Here is an 18,611-nt window from a genome sequence, read left to right on the forward strand (position 1 = left end):
GTGATACCTCGTGCGGAACTCGACGCCCGCTTGGGCGGCGCCGCCCGTGCCTGGCTCGACGAGGCGCTCGCCGAGGCGGCGCACACCGCCGAGCGCCCGTCCGCCGGGTACGGCACCGCCCCCTGGGAGCTGCGATTCGCCTCGGCCGGGCGCCACCTCGGCGCCGACGCCGTCGATGAAGCACGCGTCCTGATGCTGCACACCGCCCGCGTGGACGCGCCCACCGCGACCCGGATCTACCAGCAGGGCAGCGCCGCCGAGCGCCGCGCCGTCCTGCTGGCGCTCCCGGACCTCGGCCTCGGCCCGGCGGCCGGGGTGCCGCTCGTCGAGGACGCGCTGCGCGCCAACGACACCCGCCTGGTGGCGGCGGCCGTCGGCCCCTACGCGGCGGCCCACCTGGACCCGCACGCCTGGCGGCACGCCGTACTGAAGTGCCTGTTCACCGGCGTGCCCGTGGACGCCGTCGCCTCCTTGCGGGAGCGCGCCCACGGCGACACGGAACTCGCCCGGATGCTCGGCGACTACGCGAAGGAACGTACCGCCGCCGCCCGCCCCGTCCCCGACGACCTGCACCGCGTACTGGCCCTCACCGGGGCCGAGGAGTCCTGACCATGCGTATCTTCGACCCGCACATCCATATGACGTCCCGCACCACCGACGACTACGAGGCGATGTACGCGGCGGGCGTGCGCGCGGTCGTCGAGCCCGCGTTCTGGCTGGGCCAGCCCCGTACCTCGCCCGCGAGCTTCTTCGACTACTTCGACGCGCTGCTCGGCTGGGAGCCGTTCCGGGCCGCGCAGTACGGCATAGCCCACCACTGCACGATCGCCCTCAACCCCAAGGAGGCGAACGACCCGCGCTGTACGCCCGTCCTCGACGAGCTGCCGCGCTATCTGGTCAAGGACGGCGTGGTGGCGGTCGGCGAGATCGGCTACGACTCGATGACGCCCGCCGAGGACCACGCGCTCGCCGTCCAGCTCCAGCTCGCCGCCGAGCACGGCCTGCCCGCCATGGTGCACACCCCGCACCGCGACAAGCTCACCGGTCTGCGCCGCACCATCGACGTCGTACGCGAGTCGGCGCTCGCCCCCGAGCGGGTGCTGCTCGACCACCTCAACGAGACGACCGTCAAGGAGGCCAAGGACAGCGGCTCCTGGCTCGGCTTCTCGGTCTATCCGGACACCAAGATGGACGAGGACCGGATGGTCGCGATCCTCGACGAGTACGGCCCGGAGAAGGTGCTGGTCAACTCGGCCGCGGACTGGGGCAAGAGCGATCCGCTGAAGACCCGCAAGGTGGCCGACGCGATGCTGAAGGCCGGGTTCGACGAGGACGCGGTGGACCTGGTGCTGTGGCGCAACCCGGTCGCGTTCTACGCGCTGAGCGGACGCCTGGACCTGGACCTGACCGCGCCGGACGCCCTGCACGAGGGCAACTCCATCCTCCGCGGCGGCGAGTGAGCCCATGCGACTGCGCCACCCCGACGGCTCCACGGTCCACCTCGCGTACTGCACCAACGTCCACCCCGCCGAGACCCTCGACGGCGTCCTCGCCCAGCTGCGCGACCACTGCGAGCCGGTGCGCCGGCGCCTGGGCACCGACCGGCTCGGCATCGGCCTGTGGCTGGCCCGGGGCGCGGCCGAGGAGCTGAGCGCCGACGCGGCCGCGCTGCGCGGGCTGCGTCGCGAACTCGACGGACGCGGCCTGGAGGTCGTCACCCTCAACGGCTTCCCTTACGACGGCTTCGGCGCCGAGGAGGTCAAGTACCGCGTCTACAAGCCGGACTGGACCGATCCGGAACGACTGGAGCACACCGCGGACCTGGCCCGGCTGCTCGCCGCGCTGCTTCCCGACGACGTCACCGGGGGCACCATCTCCACCCTGCCGCTCGCCTGGCGCACCGGCTTCGACGCCGCCGCGGCCGAGACCGCGCACACCGCGCTCACCACACTGGCGGCGCGCCTCGACGCCCTGGAGGAGGAGACCGGGAAGTCCATCCGGATCGGCCTGGAGCCGGAGCCCGGCTGCACGGTGGAGACCACCGCCGACGCGATCGCCCCGCTCACCGCGATCGGCTCGCCGCGCATCGGCATCTGCGTCGACACCTGCCATCTGGCCACCTCCTTCGAGGACCCGTCGCAGGCGCTCGACGCGCTGCACGCCGCCGGGATCGCGATCCCCAAGGTCCAGCTGTCGGCCGCGCTGCACGCCGAGGAGCCGGGCAGGCCCGAAGTCCGCGCCGCGCTCGCCGAGTTCGCCGAACCGCGCTTCCTGCACCAGACCCGTACCCGGCACGGCGAAGGGCTCCTCGGCACCGACGACCTCGACGAGGCCCTGGCCGGACAGGCCCTGCCGGACACCGCGCCCTGGCGCGCGCACTTCCACGTACCGCTGCACGCCCGGCCGGCGGCGCCGCTCACCTCCACGCTGCCCGTGCTGCGAGAGACCCTGGCGGGCCTGGTCGGCGGCCCGGTGGCGCACACCCGCAACCTGGAGGTCGAGACGTACACCTGGCAGGCGCTGCCCGCCGAGCTGCGCCCCCGCGACCGGGACCAGCTGGCCGACGGCATCGCCGCCGAACTCAGCCTCGCCCGGGACCTGTTGACCGACCTCGGCCTCAAGGAACTGCCATGACCGACGCCACCGCCGGCGCACCCAACCCGCTCCTCGTCCTGGACGTCGTCGGCCTCACCCCCAAGCTCCTTGAGCACATGCCCCGGCTCAAGGCGCTCAGCCGCTCCGGCTCCAGGGCGCGGCTCGGCACGGTGCTCCCGGCCGTCACCTGCGCCGCCCAGTCCACCTTCCTGACCGGCACGCTCCCCGCCGAGCACGGCATCGTGGGCAACGGCTGGTACTTCCGCGACCTGGGCGACGTCCTCCTGTGGCGCCAGCACAACGGCCTGGTCGAGGGCGACAAGCTGTGGGACGCGGCCCGCCGCGCGCACCCGGGCTACACGGTCGCGAACATCTGCTGGTGGTACGCGATGGGCGCGGACACCGACATCACGGTCACCCCACGCCCGGTCTACTACGCCGACGGCCGCAAGGAGCCCGACTGCTACACCCGGCCCCCGGCGCTCCACGACGAACTCCACGACAAGTTCGGCACGTTCCCCCTCTTCAACTTCTGGGGACCCGGCGCGAACATCGTCTCCTCCCAGTGGATCGTCGACGCCACCCGCCACATCCTGGCGACCCGCGACCCCGACCTGGCGCTGTGCTATCTGCCGCACCTGGACTACGACCTGCAGCGGTACGGCCCCGACGACCCGCGCTCCTACCGCGCGGCCGCCGACCTCGACGCCGCCATGGCTCCGCTGCTCGACGACGCGGAGGCGGCGGGCCGCACGGTCGTGGCCCTCTCGGAGTACGGCATCACGCGCGTCAGCCGGCCCGTGGACATCAACCGCGCGCTGCGCCGCGCCGGGCTGCTCGAAGTCCACACCCAGGACGGCATGGAGTATCTGGACCCGATGGCGTCCCGCGCGTTCGCGGTGGCCGACCACCAGCTCGCGCACATCTACGTCCGCAGGCCCGAGGACCTGGACGCCACCCGCGAGGCCCTCGCGGACGTGGCGGGCATCGACCAGCTGCTCGACGACGAGGGCAAGAAGAGCTTCGGCCTCGACCACCCGCGCTCGGGCGAACTGGTCGCGATCGCGGAACCGGACGCCTGGTTCACGTACTACTACTGGCTCGACGACGACCGCGCCCCGGACTTCGCCCAGCTCGTCGAGATCCACCGCAAGCCCGGGTACGACCCGGTCGAGCTGTTCATGGACCCGCTCGACCCGTATGTGAAGGTCAAGGCCGCGAAGGCGCTGACGCGCAAGAAGCTCGGGATGCGCTACCGGATGGCGGTCGTGCCGCTGGACCCCTCGCCGGTGCGGGGCAGCCATGGCCGGCTGCCCGACGACCCGCAGGACGGGCCGCTGCTGCTGTGCTCGGCTCCGGACGCGGTGGGCGACGCGGTGGAGGCCACCGAGGTGAAGGGTCTGCTGCTGAGGCTGGCGGGGCTGGAGTAGTTCCCCCGTCGCATGAAGGAGCTCCTGGCGGATCGTTCCGCCAGGAGCTTCCTCGTATACGTGAGGTGAGGCCGGGTCAGACCGGGCGTGCCTCGACGATCGAGACGCCCGCGGCGGTCTGCACGATCCGGTCCAGCTGGAAGCCGGTGGCGCGCAGGATCTCCGAGTACTGGCGCTCGGTGCGCTCCTTGCCGCCGACCAGGATCATCAGCCACAGGTCGACGAGCTTGGCGGGGTGCGCCGCGTTGCCCTCCGGAGGCACGAATTCCATGACGAGCAGCCGGCCGTCGGGGCTGATTGCCTCACGGGCGTTCTTGAGGATCTCCAGCGCCTTCGGCTCCGGCCATTCATGCAGAATGTGCTTCAACAGATAGGCGTCCGCACCGGCTGGCAGCGGACCGAAGAGATCGCCCTTGTCGATCTCGACCCGGTCGACCACGCCCTCTTCCGTGAGAAACGCGTCGGCGCCCAGCTCGTCCGCCCGGGAATCGAAGAGGATGCCCTTCGACTGGGGCGTCTTCTTCAGGATCGCCGACAGCAGTCCGCCGCGGCCGCCGAAGACGTCGACGAGCGTCTTGTACTTGGAGAAGTCGTACGCGGCGAGAATGGGCTCGGTCTCCATATTCGAGAGCGTGCCCATGCCGTTGAGGAAGATCTCCGCGAATTCCGGGTTCTGGCCCAGGTACTCGTACGCGTGCATGCCGCGGTTCTTCTCAAGGCTCGGCTGACCGGTGCGCACGGTGTGGATGAGCGCACCCCAGTCCTCCCAGCTCGCGGGGTGACCTGTCAACAGGGCCATGTCGCGCATCGACATCGGCGTACCGGTGCGCAGCGCGTCGGCCATCGGCGTCAGCTTGAAACGGCCGTCGCTCTGCTCGCTGAATATCCGGTAGCCGGCGAGGGCGCGCAGCAGCCGGTGGACCGCGTCCGGGTCGGCCTCGATCCGCCGGGCGATCTCCTCCGAGGACAGCGGGCCGTCGGCGAGCTGGTCGGCGATCTTCAGCTCGGCCGCCACGTAGATCGCCTGGGACACCCAGGCGCCCTGGGCCAGTTCGAGGACGGCGATCGGCGCGGGCACCATCAGCTGGGCGAGGCGCTGCACCCGCGCGCGCACCCCTTCGACGATGCGGACGACTCGGGCGGGCGGAATTGGGGGCATGCGTATCCTCCGTGGGCGGTTGCGCAGCGGTATCAAGAGTCTCAATTACCGGGATACCGGAAACTATGGGCATCGCCCGGCAGACTCTAGAGCCGCACACGGCGGCGAACAACCACTCAACGCGCGAGAACATGCCCCGAGTTGGCCGAAATCCGGCGCGAGTTCGGCGCCAGTGAATTCCGAGTGCCAATCAAGTGTGCAACTGCGGATAGGGCGCAGTCGGACAGGGCTTACAACTTACCTGCGAATACAGGACGGTTGAGGTAGAAGCGTCTATCGTGGCGCCGGTTGAGTCGGCTCCCAATGACGGGGGCACGCCATGATGAGGGAGAGACATGTCGAGAATACGCAGGTCTTGGAGTGGGGCCTTCGTGGCAGCGGCGGCGGTGGGCACCCTGGCCGTCACGCTGATCCCCGGCCCGGCACAGGCCTCGCCGAAGGAGGCGAAGGCCGCTGCCGGTACCACCGCGGGTGCCACTGCCAACATTGAGGTCATTGCGAGCAAGCTCAACAACCCCCGCGGTATCTCCGTCCAGGCGGACGGGACGATCCTGGTCGCCGAGTCGGGCGTGGGCAAGCCGGGCTGCGCGCCGGGCACCAAGTGCGTCGGGCTGACGGGTTCCGTCTACCGCGTCAAGGGCACCCAGCAGGGCCGCGTCGTCACCGGCCTGGCGTCCTCCGCCGTGGCCCCGACCAACCCGTACGAGCCGATCTCGGCCGCCGGCCCCAACGACGTGGAGGCCAACGGGTCGGGTTACCTCGTCCTCAACGGCTTCGGCGGCGGCACGGACGACCGCGCCAAGCTCGGCGCGGACGCGGCCAAGCTCGGCACGCTCCAGACGGCGAGCGGCTGGGTCGTCGGTGACCCGGTCAAGCACGAGACGCTCCTCGACCCGGACTGGATCCTCGGCCACCCGGCCAACCCGGAAGAGGCGTCGATCCACAGCAACGCCTGGCGCTTCGCCCGCAACGGCCGCGGCTTCCTGGTCACGGACGCCGGCGCCAACGACCTGATCGGCGTCGGCTTCGGCGGCCGCACCACCACCGAGGCGATCTTCCCGGACAACGAGCTCCCCGCCCCGGGCGGCGCCGCCACGGCCCCGTCGGCCAAGGAGAAGAAGGCGCTGGAGTCCCTCGTCCCGCAGACCAAGTCGGTCGCGGCCGACGGCACGGTCAAGGTCCAGGCGGTGCCCAGCGGCATCGTCAAGGGCGCGGACGGCGCGTTCTACATCGCCGACATGGGCGGTCTGCGTCCGGGCGCCTCGCGCATCTGGCGGATCGTGCCGGGCCACCGCGCGGAGGTCTTCGCCAGCGGTCTGACCGCGGTGACCGACCTGGCCGCCGACAAGAACGGCAACCTGATCGCGCTGACGCTGACCGGTGGCTTCCAGCAGCAGGGCCCGCCGCTGCCGGGCAAGCTGAGCCGGATCGACGTCAAGACCAAGGCGGTCACCGAGATCCCGACCGACGGCAAGCTGGCGATGTCCACCGGCCTGGCCGTCGGCCCGAAGAACGAGATCTACGTGACCAACAACTCGGTCGGCACCGAGGGTCAGCTGATCAAGATCACGGAGTAGTCCTGATCGACGTCCTGCTGACCGACTGATCAGCGCGTGACGTGCGGCCCCGCCGGGAACCTGACGCCCGGCGGGGCCGCTTCGCCGTACGCACGGAAAAATCTTCCCCGCCTTCGGTCACACTCCTGCGCCGGGACCCGTCAGACCAGTGACGCGGGATCCCGGCCGACGGGATCGAGCCGGCGTCACCGCTGAACGAACGCTGTTGATCTCTGAAGGAGAGCAGTCATGGAAGCACGGATGCAGAACCCGGCGATGGTCCTCCCCGACGCCATGCAGGCCATCCAGAGCCTGTACAAGGCCACCTACGCGGGGGGCGTCCCGGCGGGTCTGCTCGCGCTGAGCCACCTGCGCGCGAGCCAGATCAATGGCTGCAGCCCCTGTGTGGAGTCGGCTTCCGGCCAGGCGCGCAAGGCGGGCGAGAGCGACGAGAAGATCTTCTCCGTCGGCGCGTGGCGGGAGACCCCCTTCTACACCGACTCCGAGCGCGCGGCGCTGTCGCTCACCGAGCACGTGACGCGGCTGAACGACCGCGAGGACCCGGTCCCGGACGCGGTGTGGAACGAGGCCGCCCAGCACTTCAACGAGCAGGAGCTCGCGGCGCTCGTGCTGCACATCGCCGTCAGCAACCTGTTCAACCGCCTCAACGCCACGACGAAGCAGCAGGCCGGCCAGAAGTGGTAGGCACGGCCTAGCGAGGTGTTCGGTACGGCCCGGCCGGACCCGGACCGAGTGGGCGGTGTGACGGTCGCGCGACGACACGCGACGGCCACGCCGCCCCTCAGCACGCAGTCGGGTACACAGACCAGTACGCAGGTCGGTACGCGGGTTGGTACCTGGATCAGTATGCAGATCATCGCGATGGCTCGTTCTCGCCTGTGGACAACGTTATCCACAGGGCTGGTGAGGGGTGGCCGGGCGCGGGACCGTCGAGGCATGAACAAGCACCACGAATCGCACGGTTCCCACGGTCTGCCCGACGACGACCCGCAGCTCACCCTGCGCAACCCGGCCGAACTGGCCGACGCCCTACCGTATTTGATGGGCTTCCATCCGACGGACTCCGTCGTGATGGTCGCCCTCCATGGTCGTCGGGGCCGCTTCGGCGGGCGGCTCCGGCTCGGCATTCCCCGTGCGCCGGGAGAGTGGCCGCACGTCGCCGAGCAGCTGGCCGAGTGCCTGGTGACGGGGAGCGAGCGGCGGGGGCCGCGCCCGGACGCGATCATTGTGTTCCTCTGCCAGGACCCGGACCCGGCGGGTGAGGTGACGGCCGGTCAAGTCATGGAGAGGCTGCGGCCGTTGGCACAGATCCTGCGGACAGCTTGCGGTGCCCTGGACGTTCCGGTCCTGGAGGCGCTGTGCATCTCGGACGGAAGGTACTGGTCGTACTGCTGCCCGGACGCGCGCTGCTGCTCGCCGGAGGGGAACGTGCTGGCCCTGCCCGGTACGTCGGTGCTGGCGGCGGCCGCGACCTTCGCCGGACTCCAAGTCCGGGGATCACTGCGGGAGATGGAGGCGCGGCTCGCCCCCTGGCGGCGCCCGGCGGCGGCCGACCAGGAACGCGTGCTCGCGGTGGCGGAGGAGGCGCTCGTTCCGCGCATCCTGGACGAGGAGGAGCGGCTGCGGGTCGGGCGGGAGACCCTGGACCTGGCGGGCCGCCTGATGCGCCGCCTCTCCGGCGCGCCCCCGGCCACGGGCCGCACGGACGCGGACGCGCTGGACGACGGCCTGATCGCCCACGACGAGGCGGCGGCCCTGGTCCTCGGCCTCCAGGACCGCACCACCCGGGACCGTGCGGCCGAGTGGATGGAGGGCCCGGACGCGGTCCCGGCCCAGCGCCTGTGGCGCGCCCTCGCGCGCCGCTGCGTGGGCCGCTACGGGGAACACGCGGCGGCCCCGCTCACCCTGGCGGGCTGGGTGGCCTGGTCCACGGGCGACGAGCCGGCCGCCAGGGTCGCCCTGGGCCTGGCCCTGCGCGCGGACCCGGACTACCAGTTCGCCCAACTCCTCCACCAGGCATGCAACCAGGGCCTGGACCCGGAGGCGCTGCGCAGGTGCCTGCGGGAGGAGAGGCGGGAGCGGGAGGAGGGGGTGGAGGCCATGGCTCCGAGTGCGGGTGGGGATGCGTTCGTGGTTCCGGGACTTGGCGCCTCTGTGCCCGAGCCTGCCGGGCCCGAGCCTGTCGCCGCCGGACATGGAGTGGCCGTGGAGGCGTCAGCGTCCGACGTGGCCGGGCCCGCTCGGCGGCCCAAGTCCCGCCGTGAGGCTCCGGCGAACCGGAACGACGGTGCGGCGGGAGCCTCCCCGGCGAACAGGAGGGACGCGGCATCCGCCTCCGTCCGTCCCGAGGGTGTCGACGGTGGCTCCGCGACGGCCGGGTCGGCCCGGCGTGGGTCCCGGCGGGCCGGTCGGGCGGGGCAGCGGGACGGGACCGGCCGATGACTCCGGGTCCACACCGTGCCGTGTCGCTCCGTGACCCGTGCACCGCCCGCCGCGTTCACGAGGCGGGCGCCGCGCCAGGGCGGTCCACCCGACCCGCGAATGCGGCCGGAGTGCTCGGAAGGCAAGCTATGCCGTTCAATGTCCCTCCCCGGGCCAATCCCCCGTCCCGGGCCAATGCTCTTTCCCAGGCCGAAGTCCCGCCCTGGGGCGATGTCTCTCCCAGGGGCGAAGTCCCCTCCGGGAGCAATGTGACTCCTCGGGCCCCTGCCGGAGGCGGTCCGGCCTCCCCTGGAACGGGACGGGCAGCCGCGCCCGGGTCCGGGCCTCGACCCGGCGCAGGGCCGGGGCGGCGCCCGGCACCGGCGCCCCGGGCGTCCGGCCCGGCCGGAAACTCCGGACCCGGATTCGGCGAGCTCCCCCCACTGCACGCGGCCCTGATCTCCGTCGCCCTGCCCGGCCTCGTCGTCTCGGCGGAGCACGGCCAGCTCACCGGCCACGGCCTGGAGGGCTTCTACCGCAACGGCCGCCGGCTGCTCGCGCGCTGCCAGCTGAAGGTGGCCGGGCGGGAACCGATCGCCCTCCAGGGCAGACCGATATCGGCCGACCGCGCCCGCTTCTTCGCGGTGGTGCGCACCCCGGCCGACAGCGGCCCCGACCCCGAGATCACGATCGAGCGGCTGCGCCGGGCCGACGGCAGCGAGCGGATCACCCTGCGCAGCTCCTCGCCCCGCCCCCTGCGGCTGCCCGTGGAGATCGCCCTCGGGACCGACCTCGCCGACCTGGGCGCGGTCGCGGCGGGCCGGGCCGGACCCGAACTGCCGGGCAGCGTCCACGCCTCGGGCATGCGCTGGACGGCCCCGGGCGCGCACGCGGTGGTGAGCGCGCACCCGCCCCCGGCCGACGCGCTCGCCTCGGCGGGTGTGCTGCGCTGGGACGTGGAACTGCCCCCGGCCGGTTCGTACACGATCGAACTGCAGATCCGCACCGACCGCCCCGCCCGGCCGCCCGGCCAGGCCGCGAGCCAACCGCTGCCGCAGGCAGAGGCCGAGGGCGACGACCCCCGGGTCGGGCCGCTGCTCCAGAGCGGCCTCGACGACCTGCGGGCCCTGCTCGTACGGGACCCGGCCCACCCGGCGGACGTGTACGCGGCGGCGGGCGTCCCCTGGCGCACCGGCCCGGCGCCGGCCGAGGCGCTGTGGGCCGCGCGGATGGCCCTGCCGCTCTCCACCCGGCTGGCGGCCGCGACCCTGCGCGCCGTTTCGCGTACCCAACTGTCAGGCGGGGACGGAGAGTTCGGCCGCATCCCCGGGCCGTTGCGGGACGCGGGGCCCCATCTGCCGCCCAGCTGTACCGGAGTGGAGGCCACGCTCGCGTTCCCGGTGGTGCTCGCCGAGGCGCGCCGCTGGGGGCTTGCCGAGTCCGAAGTGGCCGAGCTGCTGCCGGCGGCGGAGCGGTGTCTGCGCTGGCTGCGCGCGTGCGCCGGTGACGACGGCTATCTCGGCGAGCCGGGCCCGGTGGCGGGCCTGGCGCGGGCCGAGACCCAGGCCCACGCCCACCGCGCCGCCGTCCTGGGTGCGGAGCTGCTGCGTGAGTGCGGCAGGCCCGGGGCCGAGGAGTGCGCGGCCTGGGCGGCGGGGCTGCGCGAGCGGTTCCGGGAGGAGTTCTGGATCGAGGACCTCGCGGGCGGGCGCCCCGCCGCCGCCCGTACCGCCGACGGCCGCCACCTGCCGTCGCTCGGCGCGGGCGCCGCCCACCTCCTGGACACCGGGCTGCTCGGCGCGGGACGGCTCGCCCCCGGGCTGCTCGACAAGGTGCAGACGGAACAGCTGGCCCGGCTCCTGGGCGGCCCGGCCATGGACTCCGGCTGGGGCCTGCGCGGCCTCGGCGCCAAGGAGCCGGGCTACAACCCGTTCGGCCACCGCGGGGGCGCGGTGCGGGTGTACGACACGGCCGTCGCCGTCACGGGCCTCGCGGCCGCCGGGTACGAGAAGGAGGCGAGCGCGCTGCTGCGCGGACTCCTGGACGCGGCCGAGGCGTTCGGCTACCGGCTGCCCGAGATGTACGCGGGGGAGCAGCGCACCGCGGACAGCGCCCCCCTGCCGCACCCGGCCGCGTGCCGCCCGGCCGCCGTCGCCGCGGCCTCGGCGGTCCAGCTGCTCACCACGCTCGCCGGGATCCGCCCGGACGCCCCGGCGGGCACGGTCGCCGTGTGCCCCGTACGGTCGGCGCCGCTCGGCGCGGTGCGGCTGTCAGGGCTGAGCGTCGCGGGGGAGCCGTTCGCCGTGCGGGTCAGCAGGCTCGGCGTAGGCATGGTCGAGCAGGCCGCCGGCCGGCTCCAGTTGGGAGGCTGAACGGAGTGCTGAGTGAATCCGGTACGGAGGAAGAGGCGGGGCCGGTCGCTGCGGCGGGAGCGGTGGGCGCCGAGGGCATCGAGCCAAATGTGGTGAGAAACCGCGCGCGGGGCGCCTCGGGAGGAACCCGTGGGGCGGCTGGTGAAGATGGTGCGACCGGCCGTGCCCGGGGGCGTGTTTATCGTCAGGGAGACGACTATGATCGCTTCATGTCTCCCTACGACCCGTCGGCCTTCCCGCCCTTCGCCGTGACCGTCGACCTGGTCGTGCTCACCGTGCGTCGCCACGCCCTGTGCGCGCTGGTCGTCCGTCGCGGGGAGCCGCCGTTCCAGGGGCGGTGGGCGCTGCCGGGCGGCTTCGTCCGGGGCGACGAGGACCTGTCGGCCGCGGCGGCCCGCGAACTGACCGAGGAGACCGGACTCTGCGCCCAGGACCCGGCGGCCACCGCCCCGGCCCCGGGCAACGGCGCCCATCTGGAGCAGCTCGCCACGTACGGCGACCCCCGGCGCGACCCCCGCATGCGGGTCGTCAGTGTGGCGCATCTGGCGCTCGCCCCCGATCTGCCCGCCCCACGCGCGGGCGGCGACGCCCACAGTGCGCGCTGGGCGCCGGTCGAGGACCTGCTGAGCCAGGACGGCGGCTTCGGCCGCGACGGCGAGCAGCCCGCCCCGCTCGCCTTCGATCACGCCCAGATCCTCGCGGACGGCGTGGAGCGGGCCCGTTCCAAGATCGAGTACTCGTCTCTGGCCACGGCGTTCTGCCCGGCCGAGTTCACCGTCGGGGAGCTGCGGCGGGTGTACGAGGCGGTGTGGGGGGTCGCGCTCGACCCCCGCAACTTCCACCGCAAGGTGACCGGCACCCCGGGCTTCCTGGTCCCGTCGGGCGGCACCACGACCCGCCAGGGCGGACGCCCCGCGCAACTGTTCCGCGCGGGCGGCGCGACACTGCTGAACCCCCCGATGCTCCGCCCGGAGGTCTGACCCACCGCTCGAAGGGGCGCGGGGCCGTGTCATCGCGCGGCTCCGCCGCGCGGGCGCGACCAGCCACGTCCGGTCCGCACTTGAAGGCCGCACACCTCCGGCGCTCCGGGCGGACGCATGCCTGCCGGGGGGCACACACGCGCCCGGCTTGCACAAAAAGCATGAAATGTCGCGTTATGTTACTCCGGTACTCGTCGTACCTGTCATACCCGCCGTACCCGTCCTCCCGCCGTGCCGTCGAGCGGTCTCACCCCCGCGAGAGAAGCGATGCTCCAGGCCATTGGACTCACCAGCACACCCCGCCGCGACCGTCCGCCCGAGGTGGACGACCTGACCTTCGAGGCCCGGCCGGGCCTGATCACCGCCCTGCTCGGCGCCCCCGGCTCCGGCAAGACCACGGCCCTGCGCCTGATGCTGGAGCTCGAACCGGGCCGGGGCGTCACCTACTTCCGGGGCCGCCCTCTCCACAAGGTGGCCCACCCGGCCCGCGAGGTCGGCACTCTGCTCGGCGACGTGCCGGGCCACCCCGCCCGTACGGTCCGGGGCCAGCTCCGCCTCATGTGCGCGGTCGCCGGGGTCCCGGCCGCCCGCGCCGAGGAGATGCTCCACGTCGTCGGCCTCGTCGGCCTCGGGGACCAGCGGCTCGGCACCCTCTCGCTCGGCATGGACCGCAGACTCGGGCTCGCTGCAGCCCTCCTCGGCGACCCGCACACGCTGGTTCTGGACGAGCCCGCCGAGGGCCTCTCGCCGCGCGAGAACAACTGGATGTACGGGCTGTTGCGCGGCCACGCGCAGCATGGCGGCACTGTGCTGTGCACCTTCGCCGACCCCAAGGAGGCGGCCCGGGTGGCCGACCGGGTGGTCACCATCGACGGGGGCCGCCTCGTCGCGGACCAGGACGCGACCGAGTTCGCCCGCACCCGGCTGCGCCCCCGGGTGGCCGTCGTGAGCCCGCACGCCGCCCGCCTCGGCGCCCTGGTCAGCCGCGAGGCCCGCGCCGCACGCCGCTCGGTCGAGGTGGTCGCCGAGGACGGCAGCCACCTCTCCGTCTACGGCACGACCTGCGCCGAGGTCGGTGAAACGGCGTTCCGCCACGGCGTCCTCGTCCACCGCCTCACGGAAGAGTCCGGCGACACGGGCCCGACAGCGCCGAGCCCCCGCCCGGCCCCGGCGTCCGGCCCTCACCCGGCTCCGGCGGCAGCCACCCCCCCGGACCCCGCCGCGCCGGCGGAACTGCTCCCGCCGCACAACGGCGCCCCCGCCCCCCACCCGCGCCCCCCGATCACCCCCGCCCGACCCCGCACACCACTCCGCCCCCTCCGCTACGAGCTCCGCCGCCTCCTCGGTGTGCGCACCACGTACCTGCTGGCCGCCGCCGTGCTCGTCGGGTCGGTCGCGCTCGCCGTGGTGCTCGGGCGCACCGGGCACACACCGCTGCCGCACCTGGCAGCCGCCTGGCCGGGGCTGCTGCCGCTGCCGCCCGCCGCGTTCGGCGCCGGGATCCTCGGCGCGCTCGCCTTCGGCGAGGAGTACCGCTACCCCGCGCTCGCCGCCGACCGCGGCACCGTCCCGCGCAGGCTCGGGCTGCTGCTCGCCAAGCTCGCCGTGTCGGCCGGGGCCGCCCTCCTGCTGGCCGTGCTCACCGTCGCCCTGGACGCACAGGCCCTGCGTCTGGTGTACGGCGGCGACTTGGTGCGGATCCCGCCGGACTGGCCCTCGCTGGCGGCGAGTTGGGCGGGGCTGACCGTCGGCTGCGCCTGGGCCGGGCTGCTCGCGGCCGGCATCTTCCGGGCCACCACGGCCGGGCTCGCCGCCGTCCTGGCGGTGCCGGTCGCCGTCGTACCCCTCGTACAGAAGGCGTTGGCGGCTCCACAGGCACGTTCGGTCGCCGGACTTCCGGCCAGGCTGCGGGACGTGGCCTGGCTGCGCTGGCCGCGCATGCTGGACAACGGGCTCGACGCGGCGCTGCACCTGCTCGCCCGGCCGCAGGGCGCGGCTCTCGTGCTGTCGCTCTCCGTGCTGCTCTGCGCCTACGTGGTCACCGGCCTTCGCGGGAGGGCCCGTTGGTGACCCTGTCCTGACCTCGGCGTATGCGGACAAGCACAACTCCCCAGGGAATGCCCGCTTCTTTCCGATAAAGCGTCAATTGCGAGGGGTGCGGCGATCACCCTTTCGTGTGCTTTTCACCAAAGACCTCAAGGGCCGTGGAAGTCCCGCCGACAAAGGATGCGTGAGTACCCTTGCGCACACCATGATGACCACCGCCCGCGCCGCCGACACCGGCCTCGCAGGACCGGGCGAACTCGACCGCTACCCCTACGCGGAGGCGCGTGGCGCCGACCGCGTCTCCCTCCCGGCGTGGGACGGAGCCGAGGCGGACCTCGGCCGGGTGAGCCGCCGCGCGGCGGGCAGCCGCGGGAGAGGACTGCACGGCCAACTCGTCCAGCAGCTCGGCCAGATGATCGTCTCCGGCGATCTCGGCGCCGACCGCCCGCTGGTTCCCGAGGAGATCGGCCAGCGCTTCGAGGTCTCCCGGACCGTCGTCCGCGAGTCGCTCCGCGTACTGGAGGCCAAGGGCCTGGTCAGTGCCCGCCCCAACGTCGGCACCCGGGTCCGCCCGGTCAGCGACTGGAACCTGCTGGACCCCGACATCATCGAGTGGCGGGCCTTCGGCCCACAGCGCGACGACCAGCGGCGCGAGCTCAGCGAGCTGCGCTGGACGATCGAGCCGCTGGCCGCCCGGCTCGCGGCGGGGCACGGCCGCGAGGACCTCCAGCAGCGCCTCGGTGACATGGTCGAGATCATGGGCCACTCGCTCTCGCAGGGTGACGTGATCACCTGCTCGCGGGCGGACGCGGAGTTCCACTCCCTGCTGATCCAGGCCGCGGGCAACCGCATGCTGGAGCACCTCTCCGGCATCGTCGGCTCCGCCCTCCAGGTCTCCGGCGGACCGATCACCGGCTGTGACCGCCCCTCCGAAGCCGCGCTCACCCACCACGCCCGGATCGTGGACGCGCTGGCGAACGCCGACGGGACGGCGGCCGAGACGGCCATGCGGCAGCTGCTCAACGTCCACCCCGAGGTCGAGCGCGTCGTCCCCGCGCCGCGCGAGCACTGACGGCGGAGCGCGGCCGGGTGCGGGCTGGCCGCCCCGCCCGGAGGAAGCACGCGTCGCCGGACCTCGGGGGGTCCGGCGACGCGATTATGGGCACTATGACCCTTGTAGACGTTTTGTCGTAAATGGGGTGTGACTCGGGCCACGTGGATTGGGCGTAACACTCCTCGAAATCGTGCGATGACCTAAGAGGTAACAGCCGAGGAAGGAATACAGCTGCCGCTCGCGGCGCTGTGCACCTCCGAGGTTCAGCCCGCGCCGTCGGCACAATCCCCAGCCGACGGTCGTCGGCTCCGGCCCGATCATGGGCGGGGCCGGAAGCCGTTTCCATCGTTCCGAGAGGTTGTTCGTGTCGGCCAGCACATCCCGTACGCTCCCGCCGGAGATCGCCGAGTCAGAGTCTGTGATGGCGCTCATCGAGCGGGGAAAGGCTGATGGGCAGATCGCCGGCGATGACGTGCGTCGGGCCTTCGAAGCCGACCAGATTCCGCCAACCCAGTGGAAGAATGTTCTGCGCAGCCTCAACCAGATCCTCGAGGAAGAGGGTGTGACGCTGATGGTCAGTGCCGCGGAATCTCCCAAGCGCACCCGGAAGAGCGTCGCAGCGAAGAGCCCGGCGAAGCGCACCGCCACCAAGACCGTCGCGGCCAAGACGACCGTGACCAAGACCGTCGCGGCCAGTGCGGCCCCGGCGGCCGAGACCGTGGACGTGTCGGCGGACGACGCCGAGGCGCCCAAGAAGGCCGCCGCAAAGAAGACGGCCGCGAAGAAGACCGTCGCCAAGAAGGCCGTGGCCAAGAAGACGGCCGCGAAGAAGACCGCCGGCAAGAAGGGCGACGACGAGGCCGTCGAGGGCGAAGAGCTCCTTGAGGACGTCGCGCCGGGCAAGGGCGACGAAGAGGAGGCCGAGGGCGAGAACAAGGGCTTCGTCCTCTCCGACGACGACGAGGACGACGCTCCCGCGCAGCAGGTCGCCGTCGCCGGTGCCACCGCCGACCCGGTCAAGGACTACCTGAAGCAGATCGGCAAGGTCCCGCTCCTCAACGCCGAGCAGGAGGTCGAGCTCGCCAAGCGCATCGAGGCCGGCCTGTTCGCCGAGGACAAGCTCTCGGCCGCCGACAAGCTCGCCCCCAAGCTCAAGCGCGAGCTGGAGATCATCGCCGAGGACGGCCGCCGCGCCAAGAACCACCTGCTGGAGGCCAACCTCCGCCTCGTGGTCTCGCTGGCCAAGCGCTACACGGGCCGCGGCATGCTCTTCCTGGACCTGATCCAGGAGGGCAACCTCGGTCTGATCCGCGCGGTCGAGAAGTTCGACTACACCAAGGGCTACAAGTTCTCCACGTACGCCACCTGGTGGATCCGTCAGGCGATCACCCGCGCCATGGCCGACCAGGCCCGCACCATCCGTATCCCGGTGCACATGGTCGAGGTCATCAACAAGCTCGCGCGCGTGCAGCGCCAGATGCTCCAGGACCTGGGCCGTGAGCCCACCCCGGAGGAGCTGGCCAAGGAACTCGACATGACCCCGGAGAAGGTCATCGAGGTCCAGAAGTACGGCCGTGAGCCGATCTCCCTCCACACCCCCCTGGGTGAGGACGGCGACAGCGAGTTCGGTGACCTCATCGAGGACTCCGAGGCGGTCGTCCCGGCCGACGCGGTCAGCTTCACGCTCCTCCAGGAGCAGCTGCACTCGGTCCTCGACACCCTGTCGGAACGCGAGGCGGGCGTGGTCTCCATGCGCTTCGGCCTCACCGACGGCCAGCCGAAGACCCTGGACGAGATCGGCAAGGTCTACGGAGTGACGCGTGAGCGCATCCGTCAGATCGAGTCGAAGACCATGTCGAAGCTCCGCCACCCGTCGCGCTCGCAGGTGCTGCGCGACTACCTCGACTAGGTCGCGTTCTCACGTACGCGGTACGTAGTCGTACGTGACGCAGGGCCCGGTTTCCGCAAGGGAGCCGGGTCCTCGCGCGTGTCTGAGCGGGTGCGGGCCGTCAATAGCTCGTTGACTCTTGGGTGTGCCTGTGTCACCCAAAGTCAGGAGACCGTATGCGACGCCCCACCGTCCGAGCGCTGCGCGGGGTGCTGGCCCTCACGGCGGCCGCGACCGCCGTACTGCTGGCCGCGCCCGTACCGGCCGCCGCCGGCAGTGTGGTCATCGGGGGCACGCCCGCCTCCGTCGAAGACAACCCGTACGCCGTCGCGCTCTCCAGCCGTACCCGCTTCGGGGGTACGCGCGCGGGCCAGTTCTGCGGGGGAGCGGTGGTCGCCCCCACCAAGGTGGTCACCGCCGCGCACTGCCTCAGCAAAGAGGTGCTCGGCGCCAACGGGGTGCGGGACCTGAAGGTGATCGCAGGGCGCGCCCAGCTGCTCAGTAGCAAGGGCCAGGAGGTCGTCGTGCGGGACACCTGGGTCAACCCCGGGTACAACCCGGTCAGCAACGCCGGTGACATCGCGGTGCTCACCCTGGCGAGCGCGCTGCCCGAGTCGTACGTCATCGGGCTGGCCGGGCCGCGCGACGCCGCGTACGCACCGGGCACCGCCGCTACCGTCTACGGCTGGGGCGACACCTCCGGGCGGGGCACCTACGCGTCGGTGCTGCGGTCGTCCCGGGTGCAGGTGCTGTCGGACGGGGCCTGTGAGCGCGCCTACCCGGGGAACACGGAGGGCGAGTACCTGGGCGCCACCATGCTCTGCGCAGGCGATCCCAGGGGCGGCCACGATGCCTGCCAGGGCGACAGCGGGGGGCCGCTGGTCGCCGGTGGGCGCCTGATCGGCCTGGTGTCCTGGGGCAGCGGCTGCGGGCAGGCCCAGAGTCCGGGGGTGTACACCCGGATCTCCGCGTTCGTCAGCCCGTCACGTAACGCGGCGCCGCTGTAGCGGGGCGCGGGCATGAGAACGGGCGGCCGGCCTCACATCTCGGGGGGGCCGCCCATCGCCGGTCTTGGGACAGGCCCTGTTC

The 18,611-nt window shown here is 72.6% G+C and carries 14 protein-coding genes; 13 read left to right on the forward strand and 1 reads right to left on the reverse strand.

Annotated elements, in window-relative coordinates:
• Genes ACZ499_RS10740 through ACZ499_RS10755 form a run of 4 tightly spaced genes read left to right on the forward strand, consistent with a single transcriptional unit; the run spans position 1 to position 4,025 of the window.
• Entirely contained in the window at positions 1 to 609 is a 609-nt protein-coding gene (locus ACZ499_RS10740) for an EboA domain-containing protein (protein WP_468673722.1), read from the forward strand.
• A gap of 2 nt (positions 610 to 611) precedes the next feature.
• Complete coding sequence (locus ACZ499_RS10745) at positions 612 to 1,460, forward strand: TatD family hydrolase (RefSeq protein WP_468408613.1); 849 nt, start codon at positions 612 to 614, stop codon at positions 1,458 to 1,460.
• A 4-nt stretch (positions 1,461 to 1,464) separates the two neighbouring features.
• Positions 1,465 to 2,634 (forward strand): metabolite traffic protein EboE, encoded by a 1,170-nt coding sequence (gene eboE, locus ACZ499_RS10750; protein WP_468673724.1) that lies wholly within the window; start codon positions 1,465 to 1,467, stop codon positions 2,632 to 2,634.
• Positions 2,631 to 4,025: an alkaline phosphatase family protein gene (locus ACZ499_RS10755; protein WP_468673727.1), complete on the forward strand. Its 1,395-nt coding sequence runs from the start codon at positions 2,631 to 2,633 to the stop codon at positions 4,023 to 4,025. Before eboE ends, ACZ499_RS10755 begins: the two co-directional genes overlap by 4 nt.
• A gap of 76 nt (positions 4,026 to 4,101) precedes the next feature.
• Here ACZ499_RS10755 and ACZ499_RS10760 read toward each other — a convergent pair whose 3' ends face one another.
• Entirely contained in the window at positions 4,102 to 5,184 is a 1,083-nt protein-coding gene (locus ACZ499_RS10760) for a methyltransferase (RefSeq protein ID WP_385542143.1), read from the reverse strand.
• Between the two features lie 371 nt (positions 5,185 to 5,555).
• On the opposite strand from ACZ499_RS10760, the gene ACZ499_RS10765 reads away from it, so the two are divergent.
• From ACZ499_RS10765 to ACZ499_RS10805, 9 genes are all read left to right on the forward strand, one after another.
• Positions 5,556 to 6,761 carry a ScyD/ScyE family protein gene (locus tag ACZ499_RS10765; protein ID WP_468673729.1) on the forward strand — a complete coding sequence of 402 codons (1,206 nt, stop codon included), beginning with the start codon at positions 5,556 to 5,558 and terminating at the stop codon, positions 6,759 to 6,761.
• Between the two features lie 228 nt (positions 6,762 to 6,989).
• Complete coding sequence (locus ACZ499_RS10770) at positions 6,990 to 7,445, forward strand: carboxymuconolactone decarboxylase family protein (protein ID WP_385542139.1); 456 nt, start codon at positions 6,990 to 6,992, stop codon at positions 7,443 to 7,445.
• 252 nt (positions 7,446 to 7,697) lie between these two features.
• Entirely contained in the window at positions 7,698 to 9,203 is a 1,506-nt protein-coding gene (locus ACZ499_RS10775; RefSeq protein ID WP_468673732.1) for a DUF4192 domain-containing protein, read from the forward strand.
• A gap of 248 nt (positions 9,204 to 9,451) precedes the next feature.
• The gene (locus tag ACZ499_RS10780) at positions 9,452 to 11,554 is read left to right on the forward strand and encodes a glycogen debranching N-terminal domain-containing protein (protein WP_468673734.1); all 2,103 of its coding nucleotides are present in this window, start codon (positions 9,452 to 9,454) and stop codon (positions 11,552 to 11,554) included.
• Positions 11,555 to 11,763: 209 nt separating this feature from the next.
• Positions 11,764 to 12,534 carry an NUDIX hydrolase gene (locus ACZ499_RS10785; protein WP_371655158.1) on the forward strand — a complete coding sequence of 257 codons (771 nt, stop codon included), beginning with the start codon at positions 11,764 to 11,766 and terminating at the stop codon, positions 12,532 to 12,534.
• Positions 12,535 to 12,801: 267 nt separating this feature from the next.
• Entirely contained in the window at positions 12,802 to 14,604 is a 1,803-nt protein-coding gene (locus ACZ499_RS10790; protein WP_468673737.1) for an ATP-binding cassette domain-containing protein, read from the forward strand.
• A 106-nt stretch (positions 14,605 to 14,710) separates the two neighbouring features.
• Positions 14,711 to 15,652: a FadR/GntR family transcriptional regulator gene (locus ACZ499_RS10795; protein WP_385542130.1), complete on the forward strand. Its 942-nt coding sequence runs from the start codon at positions 14,711 to 14,713 to the stop codon at positions 15,650 to 15,652.
• A gap of 346 nt (positions 15,653 to 15,998) precedes the next feature.
• Entirely contained in the window at positions 15,999 to 17,543 is a 1,545-nt protein-coding gene (locus ACZ499_RS10800; protein ID WP_468673739.1) for an RNA polymerase sigma factor, read from the forward strand.
• Positions 17,544 to 17,698: 155 nt separating this feature from the next.
• A complete protein-coding gene (locus ACZ499_RS10805; protein WP_468673741.1) occupies positions 17,699 to 18,529 on the forward strand; it encodes a S1 family peptidase in 831 nt (276 codons plus the stop codon).
• Positions 18,530 to 18,611 lie beyond the last annotated feature (82 nt).

It is taken from the genome of Streptomyces sp. NPDC031265 (assembly GCF_055570295.1).